This window comes from Deltaproteobacteria bacterium, from assembly GCA_019308995.1.
Classification (GTDB): Bacteria; Desulfobacterota; Desulfarculia; order Adiutricales; family JAFDHD01; genus JAFDHD01.
Window position 1 is genome coordinate 35,081 of sequence record JAFDHD010000001.1, and the last position, 22,947, is coordinate 58,027.

At 52.0% G+C, this 22,947-nt stretch carries 21 protein-coding genes; 13 read left to right on the plus strand and 8 right to left on the minus strand.

Annotation, left to right across the window (positions count from 1 at the left end; genetic code table 11):
* Positions 1-245 precede the first annotated feature (245 nt).
* The 5 genes from JRI95_00185 (at position 246) to JRI95_00205 (ending at position 6,677) form a co-directional block, all read left to right on the plus strand.
* Complete coding sequence (locus JRI95_00185; GenBank protein MBW2059959.1) at positions 246-884, plus strand: TetR/AcrR family transcriptional regulator; 639 nt, start codon at positions 246-248, stop codon at positions 882-884.
* Positions 885-944: 60 nt separating this feature from the next.
* Positions 945-4,217 carry a methylmalonyl-CoA mutase family protein gene (locus JRI95_00190; GenBank protein ID MBW2059960.1) on the plus strand — a complete coding sequence of 1,091 codons (3,273 nt, stop codon included), beginning with the start codon at positions 945-947 and terminating at the stop codon, positions 4,215-4,217.
* A 265-nt stretch (positions 4,218-4,482) separates the two neighbouring features.
* Positions 4,483-5,184, plus strand: coding sequence for an amino acid racemase (locus tag JRI95_00195; GenBank protein MBW2059961.1), 702 nt, complete (start codon positions 4,483-4,485; stop codon positions 5,182-5,184).
* Positions 5,185-5,276: 92 nt separating this feature from the next.
* Positions 5,277-5,747 (plus strand): GNAT family N-acetyltransferase, encoded by a 471-nt coding sequence (locus tag JRI95_00200; protein ID MBW2059962.1) that lies wholly within the window; start codon positions 5,277-5,279, stop codon positions 5,745-5,747.
* Positions 5,748-5,870: 123 nt separating this feature from the next.
* Positions 5,871-6,677: a hypothetical protein gene (locus tag JRI95_00205; protein MBW2059963.1), complete on the plus strand. Its 807-nt coding sequence runs from the start codon at positions 5,871-5,873 to the stop codon at positions 6,675-6,677.
* Positions 6,678-6,764: 87 nt separating this feature from the next.
* Here the strand turns inward: JRI95_00205 and gatB are convergent, their stop codons facing one another.
* The 3 genes from gatB to JRI95_00220 all read right to left on the minus strand — a co-directional run bounded on the left by gatB (position 6,765) and on the right by JRI95_00220 (position 10,072).
* Positions 6,765-8,195 carry an Asp-tRNA(Asn)/Glu-tRNA(Gln) amidotransferase subunit GatB gene (gene gatB, locus JRI95_00210; protein MBW2059964.1) on the minus strand — a complete coding sequence of 477 codons (1,431 nt, stop codon included), beginning with the start codon at positions 8,193-8,195 and terminating at the stop codon, positions 6,765-6,767.
* Between the two features lie 308 nt (positions 8,196-8,503).
* On the minus strand, positions 8,504-8,911 hold the full coding sequence (locus JRI95_00215; GenBank protein ID MBW2059965.1) for a Zn-ribbon domain-containing OB-fold protein: 408 nt from the start codon (positions 8,909-8,911) through the stop codon (positions 8,504-8,506).
* Between the two features lie 6 nt (positions 8,912-8,917).
* Positions 8,918-10,072 carry a thiolase family protein gene (locus JRI95_00220; GenBank protein MBW2059966.1) on the minus strand — a complete coding sequence of 385 codons (1,155 nt, stop codon included), beginning with the start codon at positions 10,070-10,072 and terminating at the stop codon, positions 8,918-8,920.
* A 471-nt stretch (positions 10,073-10,543) separates the two neighbouring features.
* On the opposite strand from JRI95_00220, the gene JRI95_00225 reads away from it, so the two are divergent.
* The 5 genes from JRI95_00225 (at position 10,544) to JRI95_00245 (ending at position 14,677) form a co-directional block, all read left to right on the plus strand.
* The gene (locus JRI95_00225) at positions 10,544-11,095 is read left to right on the plus strand and encodes a manganese efflux pump (GenBank protein ID MBW2059967.1); all 552 of its coding nucleotides are present in this window, start codon (positions 10,544-10,546) and stop codon (positions 11,093-11,095) included.
* A 289-nt stretch (positions 11,096-11,384) separates the two neighbouring features.
* Positions 11,385-12,290 carry a TIGR01777 family oxidoreductase gene (locus JRI95_00230; protein ID MBW2059968.1) on the plus strand — a complete coding sequence of 302 codons (906 nt, stop codon included), beginning with the start codon at positions 11,385-11,387 and terminating at the stop codon, positions 12,288-12,290.
* Positions 12,291-12,380: 90 nt separating this feature from the next.
* Positions 12,381-12,671, plus strand: coding sequence for a nucleotidyltransferase family protein (locus JRI95_00235; GenBank protein ID MBW2059969.1), 291 nt, complete (start codon positions 12,381-12,383; stop codon positions 12,669-12,671).
* Positions 12,668-13,006, plus strand: a complete 339-nt coding sequence (locus JRI95_00240) for a DUF86 domain-containing protein (protein MBW2059970.1) — start codon at positions 12,668-12,670, stop codon at positions 13,004-13,006. Before JRI95_00235 ends, JRI95_00240 begins: the two co-directional genes overlap by 4 nt.
* A gap of 78 nt (positions 13,007-13,084) precedes the next feature.
* Positions 13,085-14,677 (plus strand): hypothetical protein, encoded by a 1,593-nt coding sequence (locus JRI95_00245; GenBank protein MBW2059971.1) that lies wholly within the window; start codon positions 13,085-13,087, stop codon positions 14,675-14,677.
* 367 nt (positions 14,678-15,044) lie between these two features.
* Here JRI95_00245 and JRI95_00250 read toward each other — a convergent pair whose 3' ends face one another.
* Positions 15,045-16,286 carry an MBL fold metallo-hydrolase gene (locus tag JRI95_00250; protein MBW2059972.1) on the minus strand — a complete coding sequence of 414 codons (1,242 nt, stop codon included), beginning with the start codon at positions 16,284-16,286 and terminating at the stop codon, positions 15,045-15,047.
* A 687-nt stretch (positions 16,287-16,973) separates the two neighbouring features.
* On the opposite strand from JRI95_00250, the gene JRI95_00255 reads away from it, so the two are divergent.
* The 3 genes from JRI95_00255 to JRI95_00265 all read left to right on the plus strand — a co-directional run bounded on the left by JRI95_00255 (position 16,974) and on the right by JRI95_00265 (position 19,453).
* Positions 16,974-17,960, plus strand: coding sequence for a branched-chain amino acid ABC transporter permease (locus JRI95_00255; protein MBW2059973.1), 987 nt, complete (start codon positions 16,974-16,976; stop codon positions 17,958-17,960).
* A gap of 35 nt (positions 17,961-17,995) precedes the next feature.
* Positions 17,996-18,850: an alpha/beta hydrolase gene (locus tag JRI95_00260; protein MBW2059974.1), complete on the plus strand. Its 855-nt coding sequence runs from the start codon at positions 17,996-17,998 to the stop codon at positions 18,848-18,850.
* Positions 18,851-19,111: 261 nt separating this feature from the next.
* Positions 19,112-19,453 carry a hypothetical protein gene (locus JRI95_00265; protein MBW2059975.1) on the plus strand — a complete coding sequence of 114 codons (342 nt, stop codon included), beginning with the start codon at positions 19,112-19,114 and terminating at the stop codon, positions 19,451-19,453.
* Positions 19,454-19,656: 203 nt separating this feature from the next.
* On the opposite strand, the gene JRI95_00270 is transcribed toward JRI95_00265, so the two are convergent.
* The 4 genes from JRI95_00270 to pal all read right to left on the minus strand — a co-directional run bounded on the left by JRI95_00270 (position 19,657) and on the right by pal (position 22,799).
* Positions 19,657-20,160 (minus strand): methylated-DNA--[protein]-cysteine S-methyltransferase, encoded by a 504-nt coding sequence (locus JRI95_00270; GenBank protein MBW2059976.1) that lies wholly within the window; start codon positions 20,158-20,160, stop codon positions 19,657-19,659.
* On the minus strand, positions 20,157-21,110 hold the full coding sequence (locus JRI95_00275) for a TIGR01212 family radical SAM protein (GenBank protein ID MBW2059977.1): 954 nt from the start codon (positions 21,108-21,110) through the stop codon (positions 20,157-20,159). The genes JRI95_00270 and JRI95_00275 overlap by 4 nt, the downstream gene beginning before the upstream one ends.
* 106 nt (positions 21,111-21,216) lie before the next feature.
* Complete coding sequence (locus JRI95_00280) at positions 21,217-22,128, minus strand: tetratricopeptide repeat protein (GenBank protein ID MBW2059978.1); 912 nt, start codon at positions 22,126-22,128, stop codon at positions 21,217-21,219.
* 53 nt (positions 22,129-22,181) lie between these two features.
* The gene (pal, locus tag JRI95_00285) at positions 22,182-22,799 is read right to left on the minus strand and encodes a peptidoglycan-associated lipoprotein Pal (protein MBW2059979.1); all 618 of its coding nucleotides are present in this window, start codon (positions 22,797-22,799) and stop codon (positions 22,182-22,184) included.
* Positions 22,800-22,947: the final 148 nt, after the last annotated feature.

Below are 22,947 nucleotides of genomic sequence, written 5' to 3' on the forward strand. Positions count from 1 at the left end.
TCAATACCCTTCGCAAGGCCTTTAATACCAAGTTGCGATCAAACATTTACTAATGAATCGTCATTGCGAGGAGCGTAGCGACGAGGCACCCATTAAGAGGCAATCTTAACCTTTTCAATCGGAACGTATTTTTACCATTCTCTCTAAAAGTTGACAAAAGGGCATGGCAAGTTAAAAGAAAAACTTGACAGAGGGTATTAACTGGGCTATTTTCTGAACGAACGCTCAGTCAGGAAGGCCTCATAATGAAAAAACTAGAGCAAGTGAAAAATATACCGACCCTGGTCAAAGACGCCAGCCTGGTCGAAAAAAGACGAAGGCAGATCGTGGAAGCCGCCATGAAGCTGTTCGTGCAAAAAGGCTTTCACCCGACCACCACCCGTGAAATTGCACGCATGGCGGGTTTTTCCATCGGCACCCTTTATGAGTACATCGGTTCCAAGGAAGATGTCCTCTATCTGGTCTGCGAGGCCATCCACTCAGAGATGGAAACCAAACTGAGACAGGCCCTCGATGAAGGCAGCACCGGCCGGGAAACCCTGGTCAACGCCATCTCAAATTATTTTCAGGTCTGTGACCGGATGCAGGACTCGATTTTGCTTATCTACCAGGAATCAAGTTCGCTGGACCGGGACGCCCTCAGGTACGTGCTGGCCAGTGATGAGCGCGTTACCTCTACCTTTGCCAATATCCTGCTTCAGGGTCTTAAGGACGGGACCTTGCACCTGGAAAAGAATAACGTGAAACTTATAGCCCACAATATCATCGTCCTGGGCCACATGTGGACCTTTCGGCGCTGGTTTCTCAGGCGGGCGTTCGGGTTGGAGGAATATATCCGTATTCAGACCTCCTTCCTTTTGAGCGAGCTGACAGGCAAAGGCTAATAAAGGAAAACTTCATATCCCGGGCCACCGGGATTAAATATTATTTTAGGGAAAGCCGCCATGAATGAGACTCAAGTTTACACACCGAAGAACCATGTCAGGGTGGTCTCAGCCACCTCCCTTTTCGATGGTCATGACGCGGCCATCAACATCATGCGCCGGATTCTCCAGGGTTCTGGAGCTGAGGTCATTCATCTGGGACATAATCGCTCGGTTGTTGAGATCGTGGAGGCCGCCATCCAGGAAGATGCGCAGGCGATCGCGGTGAGTTCTTATCAGGGTGGTCATGTTGAGTTCTTCAAATATATCGTGGACCTTCTCAAGGAAAGGGGTTCGGAGCATATCAAGGTCTTTGGAGGCGGGGGAGGAGTGATTGTCCCGGATGAGATTCGAGAAATCGAGGCCTATGGGGTTACGAAGATTTACTCCCCTGAAGATGGCCGACAGATGGGTCTGCAAGGCATGATCAATCACCTCCTGGCCTTTGTGGACTACCCCCCGGAAACAGACAATATCCTCAACAGGGTTTCAGACCTGAATCCGAAAAACCATCCGCTGCTGGCCCGTTTTATTACCATGATCGAACGGGCCAAGGCAGAGGATGACCCTCAGTTCCTGGGACAGCTGCTTAAGGCGCTTGATAAAAAGAAGGACCGGACCGTCCCGGTTCTCGGTATAACCGGGACCGGCGGCGCAGGCAAGTCTTCGCTCATGGACGAGATCGTGCTCCGTTTTTTAAATGATTTTAAGGATCAAACCGTGGCCATTCTCTCGGTGGATCCTTCACGGCGCAAAACCGGCGGGGCCCTGCTCGGCGACCGCATTCGCATGAACTCCCTGGGCCGCGACCGGGTCTATATGCGGTCCCTGGCGACCCGCTCTGCGGAAATCGAGGTTTCGGCGGCCCTGGGAGAGAGTATCGAGGTCCTCAAGGCGGCCGGTTTTAATCTGATTATCATCGAGACGGCCGGCATCGGGCAGGGTGACGCGGCTGTGGTGCCGCTTGTTGATGCATCCCTGTACGTCATGACGGCTGATTACGGGGCGCCTTCCCAGCTGGAAAAGATTGACATGCTCGACTTTGCCCACCTGGTGGTCATTAACAAGTTTGACCGTAAAGGCTCTGAAGACGCCCTGAGGGACGTTCGCAAGCAGTACCAGCGCAACCATTCACTTTTTGAACTGACTCCTGAAGAAATGCCTGTTTACGGGACCATTGCGGCCAAGTTCAACGACGATGGGGTCACGGCCCTCTATCAGACCATCCTTGAGGAGTTGAACAAGAAAACCAGCGCCGCATGGAAGTCATCCTTGCTCAAGCCTGAATCCAGGGTCTCTTCCTCAAAGGCCATTATTATCCCCCCGGAGCGCAGCCGCTATCTCTCCGAGATTGCGGAGACTGTCCGTAATTACCACGGCTGGGTTGGCGAGCAGGCCGGGCTGGCTCAAAGACTGTGGCAGATCGAAGGCGCGCAAGCGGCCTTGAGAGAGGATCAAGAGGAACGGCCTGACCTGACCGACGCCCTTGAAAAAAAACGGGCGCTCCTGCACGGCCAGCTTGACCCGAGTTGTAAACGCCTCCTGGAAGAGTTTAAGGTCTTAAAGAAAGAATATTCAGCAGATGAGTTTGTTTACAGGGTTCGCGGTCAGGAGCTTCATACCCCGCTTTATAGTGAAAGCCTGGCCGGTTCCAGGGTCCCACGTGTAGCCCTGCCCAATTTTCAGAACCCCGGGGATCTCCTGAAATGGCTTCTTTTAGAGAACGTGCCTGGCAGGTTTCCTTACACGGCCGGCGTCTTCCCCTTCAAGCGCCTTGATGAGGAGCCCACCCGGATGTTTGCCGGGGAGGGCGATCCGGCGCGCACCAACCGGCGCTTCAAGTACCTTTCAAAGGGTTACGAGGCCAAACGCCTCTCCACCGCCTTTGATTCGGTCACCCTATACGGACAGGACCCGGAAGAGCGTCCCGACATCTATGGCAAGGTGGGCACCTCCGGCGTCTCAATCTGCACCCTCGACGATATCAAGGTCCTTTACAGGGGCTTTGATCTCGCCGCTTCAAACAACAGTGTCTCCATGACCATCAACGGCCCGGCCCCGATCATTTTAGCTATGTTCTTTAACGCGGCCATAGACCAGCAGCTGGATAAGTTCAAGGCCGAACATGGCTCTCCGCCTGATCCTGAAGAGGAAAAAAGGATCAGATCAGAAACCCTGAAAAATATCCGGGGCACGGTCCAGGCCGACATCCTCAAGGAGGATCAGGGACAGAACACCTGCATCTTCTCCATTGAGTTCGCCCTGAAGATGATGGGCGACATCCAGGCCTACTTCATCGAGCATGAAATCAGAAACTTCTATTCTGTCTCCATCTCCGGGTACCACATTGCCGAGGCCGGGGCCAACCCGATCACCCAGTGCGCCTTCACCCTGGCCAACGGCTTTTCCTATGTCGAATACTACCTCTCCCGCGGCATGAAGATTGATGATTTCGCGCCCAATTTGTCTTTCTTCTTCTCCAACGGCATGGACCCTGAATACACCGTCATCAACCGCGTCGCCCGCCGCATCTGGGCCGTCGCCATGCGCCATAAATACGGGGCCAACGACCGTTCCCAGATACTCAAGGCCCACATCCAGACCAGCGGCCGCTCGCTTCATGCCCAGGAGATTCAGTTCAATGATATCCGGACCACGCTTCAGGCCCTGACCGCCCTTTCTGACAACTGCAACTCCCTGCATACCAACTCCTATGATGAGGCCGTCACCACCCCCACCCAGGAGTCGGTTCGCCGGGCCCTGGCCATCCAGATGATCATCAACCAGGAATATGGCCTGGCCAAGAACGAAAACCCGACCCAGGGCTCCTTCATCATCGAGGAACTGACCCGGCTGGTGGAGGAGGCGATCCTGGAGGAGTTTGATCGTCTCTCTGAACGCGGCGGCGTCCTGGGCGCCATGGAGACCGGGTATCAGCGCTCCAGGATTCAGGAAGAGTCACTTTATTATGAGTCTAAAAAAATGAACGGCGAACTTCCTGTCATAGGCGTCAACATCTTCTTGAATCCAGAGGCCGATGTTGAGGCGGAAACGGCCGGGCTTGAACTGGCCCGGGCCACAGAGGAGGAGAAGGCCAGCCAGCTCAAGCGGCTCAATGAGTTCAAGGCCAGCCACCAGGAGGAAGCCCCGCTCGCCCTGAAGCGGCTGAGGCAGGTGGTTCTGTCCGGGGGGAACATCTTTGCCGAACTCATGGAAACCGTCCGCTGCTGTTCACTCGGTCAGATCTCCCAGGCCCTCTATGAAATCGGAGGCCAGTACCGCAGGAATATGTAACGATATCGTGGGGAGTTTATTCTCTGGGGGAACCCTTTTTTTAAATATAAAAGGGTTCCCCCAGACCCTCTCCCAAAAAAATTGTCTAAAAAAAATGATGAATATTTTTATAGGCTTTCCAACCTGCCCCACATTTAAAAATTGCATCGCCACATTAAAAGCTGATAAACTAATACTGGTCCCAAGCTCCAGACACTTGTAAGTCAGGGTGCGAAGCTCCCTGACAATTTATATTGATTATTTTTCTTAACCCCAGGAGCTAACCATGGTCGAACACATCGGAATCGTGGCTTGTAGCGCCGAGGGGGCGGCTCTGTGCTACCGCACCATCTGCATGGAGGCGGGACTGGAGATGGCAGAGTATGACCATCCTGAGATTACCATGCATACTCATCCGCTGGCGGAATATCTGATCGGTATCCGCGCTGGAGACTGGGAGCTGGTGGCTCATTTGATGCTGTCTTCGGCAAACATCGTTGCCGAGGCTGGTGCGAGCTTTGCCATCTGCCCGGACAACACGGTCCATGAGGCCTACGACCTGGTTGTTCGTGAGTCGCCCATCCCCTGGCTTCATATTGCGGACGCCGTCGGGGCGGAGGCCAGGCGCAAAGGGATTACGCGCCTGGGCGTCCTGGGAACGAAATATCTCATGACCGGCCCGGTCTATGCGGAGACCCTAAAAAAGTTCAGTATAACCTGTGAGATTCCAGATGAAGATGATCGGGAGCGCATTAATAACATTATTTTCAAGGAGCTTGTAAACGCTGTATTTACTGAAGAGTCCCGGCTGTACTTTAATGAAGTCATAGCAAGGCTTAAAGAACGAGGCTGCGAGGCGGCCGTGCTGGGGTGCACGGAGATTCCCCTGATCGTGGACCCGCATGACTGCCCGCTGCCAACCCTGGATTCAACGCGGCTGCTGGCCAGGGCAGCCCTGAGGAAGGCCCTGGGGAAAACCCTGCAATGACCGTAATCCTCCATTGAAGTGCAGTGCAAGAGAGATACATATGATAGTTTGTTCTGATAAGGGTGAGGATAAGCCTGATAACGGAGAGATGGATGAACATTCGAATCGAGTATTTAACAGACGATAATAATGTGATACCTCTCTTGGCTCAGTGGCATTATGATGAATTTGGTCGTTTAAATCCTGTTGATTCTGTTGAAGAACGCTTAGCCAAGCTAAAGGCTCAGGCGGGTTCAAGACAGATCCCGCTGACCCTCGTGGCTTTCACAGGAGAAACCCTTTTGGGTTCCGCCTGTCTTGTGGCTCACGATATGGATACCCGGATGGACCTCTCTCCCTGGCTCGCCACCCTCTTCGTGGCGTCCGAGCATCGGAATCAAGGGGTCGGTTCGGCCCTGGTCGAGCGTGCTGTTGAAGAAGCACAGAAGCTCGGCGTGAAAACGCTTTATCTTTTTACCTGGGATAGAGAAAAATTGTATGCCCGGCTCGGCTGGTCTGTTATCGAGCGCTCGGTTTATCATGGCAGGCAGGTGACTGTGATGTCCATTGAGACAGGGGCATGAGGTTTTTTTGAAGGGGTCTGGAGGAATTCCTTTTTAGTAAATGAGGGTTTCTCAGAAATAAGCGAGAGAAGTTTGATTCGAAATTGGAAACTTTATATTTTTACTTTTTGGGCGGTCATTGCATTGGCGGGCTTGCTCCCCGGCTGCACTGATCAATCGTCCCCGGGCCCTGTTTTGACCGTGATGAGTTACAATATCGGAACCAGAGGCCTGCCAATCCCCAGGACGGACGAGATAGCTGAGATCGTGCGAAGGCACGATGTACCGGACATCCTCCTGATCCAGGATGCGCCCTGGAAGGTAAAAATCAAGGACCTGGCCGGGTCGTTAGGTTTTGCCTATTTTATTTCCGGAAGGAAGGAGCCGCCTTATACCAATTTAGGAATCCTATCGAAGCGGCCTCTTTTTAACATAGATAAAATCCGCTTCAATATCACTCCAACTGACCTGAGACCTGCAGCCTTGTGTGCTGAAATCGCTATGGCCGGTAAGACGGTGCTTCTCTGCTCCGTCCATCTGGCAAGTCTAAGATTCGAGCTTGACAGAATGGTAAAGGAAGGAGAATCCTATATCCCGAGTGCCTTACGCCTGGTTGGCGATGAATTCTTACGTGATTCAAAACATACCAGGAGCATAGAAAAACTACTGAAATGGCTCGAAACCAAACCATATGACGCAGCCATTATCGGTGGGGATTTCAACACATTCATCTTCACCAAACCCATCCGCGCCATGAATCGCCGTTTCGATGACGCCCTCTGGCCGTCCAGAGATTACTTCCGCGGAACGTACCGGGAAGTTAGTTTTCCGATTAAACCGAGAATAGATTTCATCTTCCATTCAAAAGATATTGAGTGCTTAAAGGCCGAAATTATCCGGGAAACCCCGGGGGATCATTATCCCCTTAAGGCGACGTTTGGCCTGGACTGAGACAAAACCCAGGAGTTTGTTTCAAAGCAATAGGTTAGCGGTTTAAATAATAAAGGCCTTTGGCGGGCCAGGGAGATGATTCCCTTTCTAAGCTTGGAGCTTCTCCTTTAGTAACTCGTTCACAGCCCGGGGATCAGCCTGACCTTTTGTCTTCTTCATGACCTGGCCCACGAAGAAGCCTAAAATTTTTTCTTTACCGGCCTGGTACTGCCTCACCTGCTCAGTATGGTCGTTCATAATTTCTTCGATAATCGCATTCAGGTGGGAGGTGTCAGAAACCAGCTCCAGGCCTTTTTCCTTAACGATCTCCACCGGGTCCTTACCTGTCTGGTACATCTCCGAGAAAATGGTCTTGGCCATCTTGCCGCTGATTTCGCCTTTTGCAACGAGCTTAAGCAGGCTGCCTAACTGGTCCGGCTTGACCGGACATTCATTGATCTCCCTTTCGTCCGCCTTGAGCTCCCGCAGCAGTTCCGACATGATCCAGTTGCTCAGGGTTTTCGACTCATTGAAGGTCTTGAGGCTCGCTTCAAAGTAGTCGGCCAGGGCCCTGGAGGAGGTCAGGATTTCAGCGTCATACTGAGGCAGGTCGTACTCCCTGACAAAGCGCTCCCTCCGGGCCGCAGGCAGCTCAGGCAGGGTGCTTCTGATCTGTTCGATCCATTCATCATCAATAACAATTGGCGTCAGATCAGGGTCGGGGAAGTAGCGGTAGTCGTGGCTCTCTTCTTTACTCCTCATCGGCTCGGTAATGCCCCTGGATTCATTCCATAACCTCGTCTCCTGGATAACCTCCTCCCCGTCTTCGATCACGGCCTGCTGACGCCTTATTTCATATTCCAGGGCGCGGGCCACATGGCGGAAGGAGTTCATGTTCTTCAGTTCGGTTCGGGTGCCGAACTCCTTCTGACCGACCGGGCGGATGGAAACATTGGCGTCACAGCGGAAGCTGCCTTCCTCCATATTACCATCGCAGATTTCGAGGTAAACCAGGATATCGCGCAGCTCCTTCAGATAGGCCGTCGCCTCCTCAGGGGAACGAATATCTGGCTCGGAGACGATCTCGATTAGAGGCACTCCGGTTCGGTTGAAATCCACGTAAGAGACCGCTTTGGATTCATCATGGATGAGCTTGCCCGCGTCTTCCTCCATGTGGATGCGGGTCAGGCCGATGCGTTTGGTCTGATCGTTGGTGCTGATTTCCACCCAGCCGCGCTCAGCCAGGGGTGATTCATATTGGGAAATCTGGTAGCCCTTGGGCAGGTCCGGATAAAAGTAGTTCTTCCGGGCAAAGATGCTCCACGAGGCAACCTGGCAGTTGGTGGCCAGGGCCATCTTTATGGTGTAATCCACCACCTTTTTGTTGAGCACAGGCAGCACCCCGGGCATGCCCAGGCAAACCGGACAGGTGTGGGTGTTGGGCCGCGCCCCGAACTGAGTGGAACAGGAACAAAAAATCTTGGATTTAGTTAAAAGCTGGGCATGCACCTCCAGCCCGATTACTGCTTCAAAATTCATAAGCAGACCCCGAGGGTAGATATCACCTAAAACCTATCACTTATTATTTTTTATCTCAAGGCCTGAGGTCAGCCTTGACCATAGAGTTTTGAAACATGGGTAACACCAACAACTACCTAAGGGCTCCGCCGGCTTTCTTACGCTTGCCGCTCGTTCGTCCATCCATGGACTCACTCACTTTGATTCTCTTCGCCTTGTTCCTCCTGAACCGGCAGCAGAGAAACAGTCGCTTCAGAAAACCGGCTGAACCCTTTCTGGATCAAATATATGCTTAATATGGTTACTAAAACTGGATTTTAAACCGGAACCTAACCTTGAGGTTTGAATTTTGGCAGGCTGAATTCCTCGTTAATATCCTCCCATGTCACCTCCACATCCATGTCACACCTGACCTCCTGCGGGTCACAGCCGACAATATTGCTCAGGAGCCGCGGACCCTCCTCCAGCTCGATGCTGGCGGTTACGTAAGGGAGATCACTGGCAAAGGCCTTGTGATAGGCGGTGTGATAGACGACAAAGGTGTAAACCTTTCCTCTGCCGCTGGCCGTTATCCACTCTGTTTCTTCAGAATAGCACGTCGGGCAGAGGATGGAGGCTGGCCACCGGACATGGCCGCAGCTACGGCATTTCTGAAATCGTAATTCATGCCGCTGGCAGCCTTCCCAGAACGCCTTGGTGTCGGCATCAGGACGCGGCAGGGGCTTCTCGTAAGTCATACGCGATTATAACCTCCGTAAGATGCAGCAGGTATGCGTCTGCAAAATGCCGCCGTTGTCACTGCATAGAATGATCTCCGGCTGCTTGGTTCGAGTTTTGGGTCCGAGCTGCCTGTCGCTGCACCGGCCCATGATCTGCATCACGCCTTCGGTCAATGGCGTCAGGCCCATAAAATAAGCCTCGGACAGCAGCCCTCCTGAAGTATTGACCGGGAGCCTCCCGCCTGGCGCGATGGCTCCGTCTTTAAACCAGTCTTGTCCTTCACCCGGCCCGAAAAAGCCGTAATCCTGCAGGGTGATTTCCACGGTATAGGTGAAGCAGTCGTAAATTTCGCAAGCGTCAATATCGCTGCAGGTAATCCCTGCCATGTTAAACGCTGTTTGACCGGCTGTCCTGGCCCCGGTTGGCCCGGCCAGACGGTCCGATTGATAAACATCATAAGAAGGGTTGTGCTGACCCAGGCCCATGATCACGGCTGGAGGGTGTTTCAGGTCCCGCGCCCTCTCCAGGGAGGTGATGACATAAGCCCGGCCGCCATCGTTAATTAAGCAGCAGTCATTGAGCCGGAACGGCTCGACGACCCACCTGGCGTTGTAGTAATCATCATAGGTCAGGGGACGGCCGTGCATGATGGCCCTTGGGTTCAGGTTCGCCCACCGGCGCTGCCCCACGGCGATCTCCTTCCACGTTTCAGGTCCGGTGCCAAAGGTGTGCATGGCCCGCCGGGCGGCCATGCCATAGCCCGCTACCGCCCCGAACTCCCCGAAAACCTCCTTATCACCCTGACCCATGGCAAAACCACGCGCTCCCGCAGACATCTTAAAGGCATAGCCTACCACGATATAACGGCACAGACCCGCTTCCAGAGCGCCGAGGGCATGGTGGAGATGAGTCCGGGCGCAGTTGGCTTCCTGGCTCAGCAGGTTTGGAGACAGGCCCAGGTGCTGGGCCACCAGGTACGGCGTCACTTCCTCTTCGCCCGACTCTGGCGGAAAATAACGATAGCACATCAGGCCGTCAATATCCTCTCTCGTCAAACCCGCGTCCTTAATGGCGTTTGCGCAGGCCTCGACGTAAAAACTGAGCGCGGTTCGGTCTGGGACGCGGCCTTGAGGGGTGTACCCGACTCCGACAATGGCGTATTTATCTTTTAAAGTCATGGGTTCCCTTTCTGATGAAAATCTGAATGACCGGTTCATACTTTCAAATTCATGCTCAGGAGTCAAGATCGTTTCCCTGCCTCATAATCAGCGGCAATTTGACAAACTCTTTGACGAATCATTTGAACATAGATATGCTTTGTATATGAAAGCGGTCGCGTTAAACCCCATTTAATCGTCAGGGATGGCGGTTTTTAAGGAAAGGGCGCAGCATGATCATCAAGGAACTGTCTGAATTGGAAAAGTACAAACAGGATACCGACACCACCACCCATCTTTATGAAGGCATCCTGTGAGGCCCTTGAACTGGCCCGGCAGCCGGAAAACCAGGGGGAAAAAATCGTTGTCATCTTACCCAACACCGGTGAACGATATATCAGCACTGATCTGTTTATTGGTTAAAGGTATTTGCGACAGGGTTGTGCTCACTCCGGCTGTGACCATGCCCGTTCCAGGTAGCCTCCGAAAGACATGATAACCATCTTCCTCATCGCCATTGGTTTAGCTATGGACGCCTTCGCCGTGTCCATCACCAGCGGCCTGGCCTGCAAACCCTTGAAACTCTCTTTCACACTGAAGATTGCCGCTTTCTTCGGTCTGTTTCAGGCCATGATGCCGGTCATCGGCTGGCTGGCCGGGATTAGTTGTCGAGATTTCATCGCAGACATAGACCACTGGATTGCTTTTGGTTTGTTAAGCTTCATCGGGTGTAAAATGATCGCCGAATCCGCTGGCATGAACTCCAAAGATGATGCACCTGAGATGATGAATAATTACAAAATACTCATTCTGGCCATTGCCACCAGTATTGACGCTTTGGCCGTCGGTCTGAGCCTTTCCTTCCTTAAGGCTGCCATCCTCTTTCCGGTGATCATTATCGGGGCCGTGACATTTGTTCTCTCTATTTTAGGCGTGGTTATCGGTCACAAGCTCGGACATTTTTTTGAAAAAAAGGCGGAAATCCTGGGCGGCCTGATCCTGATCGGGATCGGGATAAAGATATTGATTGAACACCTAGCCTAGTTTTTTCATCCATAATTTTAAGATAACTCTTTCTTTACCTAAAAAGGCCTGCCTTCATGTTAAATCGTTTGCCTCTGCCCTTGATGTAAAATCAGGCCGTCATCAAATACTATTTTTAAAAACCAGTAGATTTTGATAAGATCAAACATACATTGAAAAAAAACAGAGACAATTGAGTGAAAGGATTAAGAAAGAAAAAGGAAGCAGCCGAAACGCTTCACCAGAAGCGGGTCATGAGCCGCACGGGCGAGTGTTACCGAACTTTGAGGAGGGTGCGCCTCTTTAAATAATGAAATTTTTTATCACCGGCGGAACCGGTTTTATCGGCCAGGCTTTACTGAAGCGGCTCCTGGAGGCGGGCCATGAAATAAGCCTGTTGACCAGATCGGCCCGGGGTCGGGAGCATTTAAAGGATAAGGTTCGCCTGATCGAAGGGGATCCAAGCCGGCCCGGCCTCTGGCAGGAGGAGGTCGTCCGGGCTGAGGCTGTCATCAACCTGGCCGGAGCCTCGATCTTTTCCCGGTGGAGCAAGAGGGTCAAACGAAAGCTCCTCGAGAGCCGTGTCCTGACGACCAGGCGCCTGGTCGAAGCCATGGCCTCCTCGAAGGACGGTCCCCAGGTCCTGCTCAGCGCCTCGGCCGTGGGCTACTATGGCTTTCAAGGGGATGAGGAGATAGATGAGTCTGTGACACATGGCGACGACTTCCTGGCCCAGACCTGCCAGGCCTGGGAGGCGGAAGCCCTCAAGGCAAAGGAGGCCGGAATTCGAGTCGCGCTGATGCGTTTTGGCATCGTCCTCGGCCAGGAGGGAGGAGCGCTGAAACTGATGCTGCCGCTCTTCCGGATCGGGCTGGGCGGCCGGTTAGGCAAAGGCAGCCAGTGGTTTTCCTGGATCCACCGGGCTGATCTGGTAGAGGCCATTGTCTTCATTTTGGATCATCCTGAGGCCCAGGGACCGATTAACTTTACCGCGCCCGAACCCGTGACCAACGCCGAGCTGACCCGCGCCCTGAGTCAGGCACTGCACCGGCCGGCCATGCTGCCTGTCCCCGGCTTCATAATCAGCCTGGTCCTGGGAGAATTTGGCTCGATCCTGCTGAAAGGTCAGCGTGTCAAGCCCGTTAAACTGGAAAACCTGGGTTTCAATTTCCAGTATCCTTCCATAAACCAGGCCCTGACCGATCTTCTGCCTTGAGGCAGGGGTTGTGCTGTAAAAACAGTAAAAACTGCAACTCTTGCAAAAAATAATTAAATAAGATTTAATCAAACGCCGTGGAGGCAAGAAATGGCTATTGACTCCCTTGTCAAAGTGAAGCGAGACGAGATCCTGAAGGTTGCGGCCCGGCATGGAGTTACTAATGTTAAGGTCTTTGGCTCAGCTGCTCGTGGAGAAATTACCGATAAAAGCGATATAGACTTTTTGGTCGAAACTGGAGAGGTCCGATCTTCCTTCTTCCCCGGCGGTTTGATTGCAGATCTTGAAGAATTACTTGGACGACGGGTGGATGTCGTCGAACCGGATGGCCTGCATTGGTTTGTCCGCGACCGCATCCTAAAGGAGGCCGTGTTGCTTTGAAAGATGAACGTTTATACCTGCTTCACATTTTGGAATCTATCAACCGGATAGAGCAATATACTGCTGAGGGTAAAGAAACATTTTTTCAAGATGTAAAAACTCAGGATGCGGTTTTGCGCAACCTTCAGGTCCTGGCGGAATCAACTCAACACCTGTCCGATCATTTGAAGGCCAGCCATCCAGACGTACCATGGCGAGCAATCGCTGGCCTCCGCAATGTCTTGGTCCACGACTATCTTGGGATCAAACTTGAAACAGTCTGGCGCACTATAGAGACTGATCTTCTCGACCTGAAAACTAAAGCCCAAAATATTTTGGATCAGATGGAAAAATAATTGATTCAGCTATCCTTTGACACCGCTTGCATATTTTTCATCGCTGCCTCAGCATCCAGCATATGATGTCAGACCCGTATGAGTCAATCATCATCCAGCCATGGTCTAAAAAAGCTTTTCATCGCAGCCCTGCTTTCTCAAAGAGCCGACCTTGATGACCCTCAGCGCGGCTCAATCATCGCCGCCTTTCCAGAATTTAATACTTATGACCCGATAGAAATCCGGTCGGCCCTGGAAAATATCCGCCAGAATAAAGGCTGGGAAAGGATTTTCCATCCCAGGGCTTTAAACTGGCCTTCTTCCCGGCAGATAGAAAAGGCCCTGACTCAGGCCCGGGAATGGTTTGATCGAGCGGTCTTTGTCATGGCCGCTGAAGAGCTTGGCTTATCTTCAAAAGCAGAGATAACCTTTTCGCCAGTCTTTTTTGCCTGGGGCAGCAGGCAAATTTTAAATCTGCCTCGGGCCGCGGTGCTCAATTCAAGAAAACCTCGCTTCGTCTCCCCGCAGGACCGCTGGATAAAGGTAACCAAGTGGCTGGTTCAACTGGCCTTGGATCAAGGCTGCGGCCTCGTGACCAGCTGGGGCAACTATCCCTATGAACTTGTTTGCTCCCTGGCAAAAATAGCCGGGTGTCCCACTCTTATTATCTGCGACAGCCTCCTGCCTTTCATGCTTTCTCAGGAAAAAATGAACAGTTTCCTGGCGAGATACGATCGAATGTTTCCTCCCGGGCAGACCCTTTTCCTGTCCCCTTTTTCGCCGGGACGTCTTCCGCCGCGCAAACTAAGGGGCATCCAACGGGACGCCTGCCTGGTGATCCTGTCTTCGTCTATCCTGGCCGCTGAGATCAGGTCTGGAGGCAACATGGAGCGGTTGATCAGGGAGGCGCTCAAACAGGAGGCAGACGCCAAGGTCTTTCGACCTGATGAGTTCGACCGCGCCACGGCTGGGAATAAAACATTATTAAGCCTTGGCGCTCAGGCCTGCCGCCTGCCTTTGGCGCCCATTCAAACTGATCTCAAGGAAGAAAAGATCGTCGCCCGAGACGGGGTCACCATTCAAACCGACCTCAAGGATAACACCTATCTGATTCATTTCACTCGATCCTGTCCCGGACCGTGGCCCGGGCAGCCTCTAGATGAATACTACCGCTCTCTTCTGGAAATGAAAAAAGAAGCGGCTCATACTGCTTTTGACACCTTGAACCGGATCCTCAAGGAGCAGAGAATCCGGGGAAGCGGTCATCTGATTCGAGGCCGGATGCCGGTTGTATCTCTGACGGCTCAATCTTTGAAAGATTTGAAGAGCCTGATTCGCTGGCGGCGGGGGCTTGTCCGCTGGGCCTTTGAGCCGTATGGCATCGCCATGGCCCGGGCTCTTCTAGTTGAGCTTGGCGCGCGCCCTGTGATTTATGGTGGAGAAGAAGACTGGCAAAGGTTACCGCATGACCGGAAGTATCGTTTTCAGCTTCATCAGCCGCCTGACACGGACTGGTCGCTGGAAAAAGAGTGGCGTTTGCCTCAAGATTTGAATTTAAAAGACATCCCAGAGGAGCATATCAGAATCATACTTCCTTCAACTCATGAGGCCATGCTGATAGCCTCTGCCTTCAGCTATCAGGTTGTTTTAGCCGAAGGATTTAAGGAAGCATCGAAGAAAGGCAGGCCGTGAATCACGGACAAAATAGGGTGCGGGCCTATCCGTGCTACCATAACCCACACCATGACACAACCGGCCTGATGAACTAGGTTGAGCGGACCCCGGCCGATTGGCTCATCCAGGTCCTGGCTTACGTCTCATGCGCCTAACTGCTCCTCCAGCCAGCTCTTGAGAGGCTCCTTGATCTGTATCACCTCTCTCCAGCTTGGGTCCCTGCTGTTTCGGAATCCGCCATCAAAGCAAAGGTGATTTTTTTCGCTAGTTTCACTGGTTCTTGCATTAACGCTCTTCCTTGATCGAGCCATGGGTGCTTCTCGGCTATTTATAAAAAATCCTTTCAAACGATTGCGATAAATTTTATATTCCCATTAAGGTTCCATCATTCCTCTAGACCGGCTAGCTTCATTTCTTCGTTACGGCCGTTATTAAAAATATTGCGAGCAATGAAGCTGGGCTCATGTTCACCCATAATGCCAAGCAGTTCACCCTTCAGACGGTGTGTTTCCTTTTCTTCTTCTGGGTTTAAATCTGAGGCCAGTGCCATATCCGCGAATTGCAGGGCCATGGCCGTCCGGCCTTCTTCCTTTAACATGCGGGCCTTGTCAATGATTTTGTCCTGACCGATTAGGCTGGCAACCTCCTTATAAATATCCATCTTCTTTGGAGGGAAGAGATCAGAGGGGTTTCCATTGTACCAGCCGGCGTACTGACGCAGAATGCCATGAACAACGAATTTCGGATGACCGTAAATCGGCGCGAGGATTTCTGAATTCTTCATGTCATCAGTCAGATCAACCTCATGAAGGATATCCTCGTACCACATACCGGCGTTAAGCCGTTTGACCACCTCATCGTGGAGATAGCGGAGAGCCTTTGAAATAGTAAGCAGCCGCTCTCTGATCTTCTCTTTGCCCACGATCAGTGGACTATGTCCTGGCACAAGGACCTCCGGCTCTTTGGCGACAATGGCCTCGAGCCCCTCGGCCCATTCCAGCGTATAGCGTTGAACTTTAAAGGGATTGCCCACATTAGGCATGCCCATAATCACCAGATCTCCAGCGAAAACAGCCTTCTTCTCCGGGACCCAGACCCACAATGCATCATCGGTTTCCCCTTTTTCATGAAAGGCGTGTAGCTCAGTCTCACCGACTGTAAGGCTTATACTTTGATCAAAGGTGATGTCTGGATTTTCTCTGGGAGGAATAAAGGCCGGGATGTCTTCAGGTATGGCAAATTGAATTCTGTTGATGTAGCCGTGATACTTGTCGAGCATCCGGTAGCGGTTTAATCGTTTCAGCACGTTGCGATGAGCGATGACTCCTGGCCGAGGGTTGCCGTTTTTCTCGGCCTCCTCGAACATCGTATCAAGTGAGAAGGCGTGGTCTAAATGGCCATGAGTCAGGAAAATCGTATGAACCGGAGCGCTCAGCTTTTGCCTGAGCATGCCCATCATCCCAGGGACGGCTCGAACACCTGGAATGTCTATTAAGACGAGACCTGCTTTGGTCTCGACTAGGCCGGTGTTCGCAAAGCCTGGAATCATCCAGACGCCTTCAACAGGGTTTTCCAGGGTCCTGTTTTCCCTGCTGGTGGCGGTTTCCGTTAATGATGCTTTTTTCACAATACCCTCCTTAGACAAGTTTAGCTCAGATTACAGGTCACATCCTGCCTTGTAAAAATATTTTGGCAAGAATTCCATGTCAGATGACAAAGCCAATGAATTTTTTCTAAGCCAGATAAGACTATTTCTTTCCGGCGCAGGCGTCAATACCCAGGAAGGATGTCATGTCAATAGAAAATTAAAATGTCCGGTGTTCATAGCACATTAAATGTCCGGTTGCCTTTTTTTGTTTCTGTTTATCATTCAATTACACCATGGAACCAAACTGCCTTCAGCGCGAACAGTAATTGATTCGGATGCACGTATACTGAACTTCCTTCCTTATCACTTTCTTCACTGAGATATTGAATCGGCTCACTATCTTGTACTTAATCATCTGAAAGACATTTCATTTGACATTGCTAGCGAACCCATACATATTTGGTATATATTTCATAAACAACTAGCAACTGAACCCATATTTCTGAATGACAAGGAAGTGCAGCGGTTAATTGAATAGATTATCCGCAGGCTCATAAAGGCAGTTTCTCGCATTTCATACCACGGCCGTCGCTGGTGGGTGCATGTCGCTTTGGCTTTCCCGCTGATAAGCCCGATAAGGAGGGAGAAAGTGGAGATTCAGGAGCCTGAAATTAAACCGGACGACATATTGATTCTATCTGACAACAATTTCAATCCAAACAATATCTGTTTCTCTTTCCTTCATTCAAGTCCCTCGACCTGGCCGTTAAGATCATTATCTTCGGGACCCTGGTAGCGAGCTACGATATCCTCCTCGGATATACCGGCATTATCTCTTTCGGGCACGCCATGTTCTTTGGGATCGGGGCTTACAGCATGGGCTTTTTTCTGAGTAAATACGGGAGCCCAACCTACCTGAACATGGTCATGGCCTTCATGATCGCGGTCATGGTCGCCTTCCTCCTGGCCTTGGTTATCAGCTTCATATCCCTCAGGGTCAAGGCTATTTTCTTTGCCATGGTCACCCTGGCCCTGGCCGAATTTTCCATGATCCTGGCCATGAAACTGAGCCGATTTTCCGGGGGCGAAGACGGCATAAGCATGTCCTTGCCCGGAATACTTACGGTTTCAACCGATTTTGGCCGATTTCTGGGCCTGGACCTCACCGGTCGAATCATGAGCTATTACTTCATCCTGCTGGTCTGCCTTGGTCTATTTCTGGTCATGCTCCGCTTTACTGAGTCTCCGCTCGGCCGGGTACTCCAGTCCATTCGGGACAATGTCCAGCGGGCCGAAGCCCTGGGTTACACCACATTTGTATATCAGACTATTTCCATTACCTTTGGATGTATCGTGGCCACTATTATGGGGGGTCTCTACGCCCTGTGGGTCGGCTACGTCAATCCGGAATCCACTTTGCACGTCACCATTGTGCTGGATATCCTTGTCATGGTTATTATCGGAGGAATGGGCACCCTATATGGAGGCATTATCGGCGCAGGCTTTCTTCAGATGGCCCAGACGTATCTGCCCGACCTGCAAAACCTGGCCAAGGACCTTCTGCCAAACGCCACTCTGCTGCATACTGCGTTGGAACGCTGGCTTCTCATCTTCGGGATCCTTTTTATCCTGGTCGTGTTCTTCTTTCCTCGAGGCGTCATGGGTACTATTCAGGAATTTACGGCTCGCCGAAAAGCAGCCAAGGCCTCTTGAGGACGTGTTAAGCAATAAAGATCGGAGGGTGATGCATGTCTGAACCGAGAATGAAAAAGGCAAAGGGAGATGGAGTAGAAATCCAACTGGCCATTTGGGAAGGTGGAGGGAAAACAATCCTGTGCATCCACGGCCTCACGGCCAATTCACGATGCTGGGACACGCTGGCTGAAACTCTGGCTCCCACTCATCGTGTCCTGGCCATGGATTTAAGGGGAAGAGGGCTTTCAGAGAAGCCGCCTTCAGGTTATTCCATTGCCCAGCACGTCAAAGATGTTCTGGCCCTTTTAGATGATTTAAAATTGGAACGGGCCGTCATCATGGGGCATTCTTTGGGCGCCATCATCGCCATGGCGTTTGGGGCCGAACACCCGGATCGTGTAGACAGACTCATTCTGATTGACGCCGGTGGCAAGGTCTCCGAAGAGCAGATGACAAAATTTTACGCAGGCATTAAGCCGTCACTGGGCCGCCTGGGCCAAATCTTTCCCACCTTTGAAGCGTATTTGGCTCCCTTGAAACAGGCCCCTTTCAATCAGCCTTGGGTACCAGCCCTGGAGACTTATTTTCGATATGAGGTCGAGGAAATTGAAGGCGGGGTTCGCTCCCGAGTTCAGCCGGGCCATATCCAGGAAGAAATCCTCAATAATTCATTGGTAGACGTAAGCCGGTTTTACTCGAAGATAACCAACTCAGTCCTTATCCTGCGGGCTACGGATGGGCTATTGGCTAAGGACGATTACCTGCTTCCTCTAGAGGCGGCGGAGAGAATGGTGCGGGAAATGCCAAACGCCAAGTGTGTGGACGTGGAAGGTGCCAATCATTACACTATTATCTTTCGGCCGAATGAAATGAGGGACCGTGCTATTGATAACTTTCTCGCTGAGTAGTAACCGAACCATTATCTAGATTTAATCATATAATGGCATAAGAGATGGATTTCAAATTTGTGACAAAAGACCTGAATATCGGTATAATATCACAAATTAGCAGCATTTGTCAGCGAAGTTATGTTCTAAAATCGTGACTATTAAATGCTGCTATTACGCTACTTAATTCAAAGTTAGCCACTAAATCATATGATTTCCTTCAACGACATTGAGGCTGCCTATCTGTTTGTCAGTTCAGCACGCTGCGGGATGAATTCTGCTGTGCTCCGCAAGGACACAGGACAGATACTCTATCAGTCTGAAATGGGTGATATTGACGAGATTGAGGATGAATATCTTGATTGGGACATGTGCGTCGAGATCCCCCACAAGAACGATCTTGATTTGGGGGAACAACTTGTCTTTGCCTTTGTCAATGCACACATTCCAGATGAATACGATAGGGTTCACCAGATGTTCAGACAGCGCGGAGCTTATGGAAATTTCAAAAGCTTCCTCGAGTCGAGAGGACTGCTCAACACCTGGTACGAATTCGAGCACAAGCGTGAGGAACGGGCGCTGCGACAGTGGTGCCAGGAGAATGAGATAGAGCTGTCAAGTTAACAATGGCGTGCAAGCTGATCACCTTTCCGCTCGCACTCTAAGCGGCTCTTGTGCCTTTAAGATTACATTACCCGTCGTCCCGAAAGAGCGGCTGACCAAGGCATACGCTAATGGGCGAGGGTGTGTTTTCTTAAATGGATTAAGTCTCTTCTGAAACTTAGCAAAGCAATAGCGGACTTGGAGCCGACATGTATGCCTGCGGTTTACCGGAGCGTCACCCGCTCCCCCTCCAGGTCCAGCAGCCATCTCTTCCAGTCCAGGCCCCCTCCGAAACCGGTCAATTGACCCCCTGACCCCAGGACCCGGTGGCAGGGGATGACCACGCCGATGGGATTGGCTCCGCAAGCCCGGCCCACGGCCCGGGCCGCCTTTAGGCGGCCGATGGACCTGGCCACCTCACCATAGGTCATGGTGCGGCCATAGGGTATCTCCCTGAGCGCCTGCCAGGTCTCTTTTTGAAAGTCAGTCCCCCTTACATCCAGGGCCAGATCAAAGATTTTACGTTTACCTTCCAGGTATTCCTGAATCTGGGAGGCGGCGTCCACGACGGAAGGCAGAAGGCGCGACTCAGGAAACCAGCGGCGGGTAAATGCCGTTAAATGGTCCAGACCTTCAGGCCCGAAACTTACGTGTATCAAGCCCTGGCGCGTTTCGGCGACGAAAAGGGGGCCGGGAGGAGCCTCGATCACGGTATAGGCGATATTCATTTTAAGTCCTCGCTTATCGGTTGGTGTGTTCGCCCGGCCTGGGGGGCCCCAAGTTTTTGTCCCTGCCAGGTGTCCATTTCCTCAAGACGCTGCCTGATGAAGGCAATGGTGCGGTGCTTGTCAAGGCTCCACTCAGGCGCTATCAGCCTGGCCGGGTCAGGGTCGCCGGTCAGGCGGTGAATGACCATGCCCGAAGGAATGTTCTCCAGGAAACCGACGGCCAGACGCACGTATTCTTCCCGGCTGAGGCAGCGGAAAGAGCCTTGCCGGTACATATCCGCCAACTCCGTCCCGCTGGAAACATAAAGAGAATGTATCTTTACGCCATCCAGCCCCAGGTCTGCCACAAACCCGGCCGTGCTTAAGACATCCTGCTCGCCTTCCTCAGGCAAACCCAGGATGACGTGAGCCAGGACCTTGATCCCTCTGCCTCTGACACGGGAGACGGCCTGGGTAAAATCGGCGGCAGTATGGCCACGATTGATCAAGGCCAGGGTCCGGTCCGAGGCTGATTGAAGACCAAGCTCCAGCCAGACTTCATATTCCTGCGCATACCCGGCCAGGAGATCAAGGGTCTCATCTGGCAGGCAGTCCGGGCGGGTGCCAACAGCCAGGCCGACTACATTTTCCGGGGCCAGGGCCAGGTCCCACATCTCCCTGAGCCGCTCAGGCGGTGCATAGGTATTGGTGAAGGCCTGAAAATAAGCAATAAACTTATCGGCTCGCCGTTTCAATCCAGTCAGGCCGCGTTCAAGCTGCCCGGCCAGGCTCAATCCGGCCCTGGCGGCTCCTGTACCCGAGCCTTTCTCATCACAAAAAATGCAACCGCGATCTGAAAGAGTTCCGTCTCGATTGGGACAACTTAGACCGGCGTCAAGGCTGATCTTGGCGACCGAGCATCCAAAGCGATCTCGGAGATACCTATTTAAGCTGTAATAACGCAAAGTGATATTGGCTGCCTCTGATAAATCAGAAGGCAGACTGCTGAAGATATGCCTTTTAAAAAAACTCTCTCAAATCCAGTGCTGACCTGCCTCTTGGCCTTGATTATAATGGCTATTTCATCTTGGAGAGTCTTTTTCGGGCAACTCCAGCAGAGTATGTCTTGGGATATTGCCTGACTAGCTTTTCTAAAAGAAGCTTGGAACTGGTTTTGTCACCAATATTATAAAAGGCAAAGGCCTGCTTGAGCAGGGCATTGGAGACCCTCTTGCTCCGGCCATACTGTTTGATGACCTTCTGATATTCAAGGATAGCCTCCTCGTATTTCTGCTGCTGGTAAAGACATTCGCTTGCATAAAATTGTGCCGAGGAGGCGAGGTCGGCCCGGGGGTACTTTTTCAAGAATTCTTTGTACTTAGTTAGCGCGGCTTCATAGAGTTTTTTATTGTACAACGCTTCAGCCACCTTGTAATGCTCTTCTGGCGTGGATGGTTTGACCTCGACCTCTGGCTTGGCTTTAAGCGGCGGTTTCTCTTTGCTGACAGAGGCAACCGGTTTGGGTGGCTCAGCCGTTGTCGTTGGAGTGGGTGGGCCGCCGGGGCGAGCCATAGCCGAAGGGCTCATGGGTGACAGGGACAAGGTTGCCTCGAGCCTGTCAAGGCGGAGCTTGATGAAATTCAGGTCCTTTTTCAGGGCTGTGCCTTCGGTGACGTCTATGATCTTCCGCCGCTGACCGAGCTCCACAGCGTTGGTCAAACGCTGAAACTCCGTGTGCATGCGGTCTAATTCCAGGCGGATATCGGGGAGGTTCTGGCGGGTTTGATCCAGCCGGCGTTCAAGTTCGGAGTCCCTGAGCTTGGCCTGGGCGCGCAGGTCGTTCACCTCGGCCCTGAGGGCGCTCATATCCCGATTGTTGGCAGCGACCTGCGTTGAGAGCCGATTAAAGTCTTGCTCGGTTATCACGCATCCTGACAGGCAGAGTGCGCACCCGATCAAGGCTCCAAATAAAAGATGCCTTTTTTTCATAGAGAAGTACTGCCCAGGGGGACTGACCCTCCCCCTGGGCAGGCAGTGCTGTTCTATTCTCCGCTGATAATGACGAATTGAGCGCGCCGATTTTCAGCCCAGGCCTCTTCGTTGTGACCAGGGTTCAGCGGCCGCTCTTCACCGTAAGATATGGTTTCGATACGGGTCGAACTAATACCTCGTGATATGAGATACCTGGCAGCGGCGTAAGCGCGGCGGTCTCCTAAGGCCAGGTTGTAGTCAAGAGTGCCTCGTTCGTCGCAATGCCCCTGAATCTCCACGATGATTTTGGAATGCTTAGTCATGTACTCAGCCTTGGCTTTCAGAACGATTTCCGCATTCGGCTTGATATTGTACTTGTCAAAATCAAAGTGGACATGCTGATTCAGAAACAGGGCCCTTTGGGCGTATGCAGCCGCCTTCTCGCGCGCCTCTCTCTGCGCCCTGGCCTTTTCTTCAGCCGCTATCTTTTTTCGTGCTTCCACGCCCGCCTTCTCGCGTTCTGCCCTTTGGCGTTTTAGACGATCGGCCTCAATCTTGGCTTTTTCCTCAGCTGAAATTACAGGTTTTTCAGCTTTTACCGCTTTTTTTGCACATGAGGTGAAGTTCAATGCCATGAGAGGCAAGATCAAGAGGGCCACCAAGAACAAAATTAATCCATGCCGTTTCATTCTCTCATCTCCTTTGCCTTTTCTCCCGCTTTTGTTTTTGAACCGGGAAAGAGTGGATGAAATTTGGTTGCCACTACCATTTTCTTACTTGCGCCCTTAGTATATCTCGGATCACTTTTAAGGTCAAATATTAATCTGAGAATCTTTT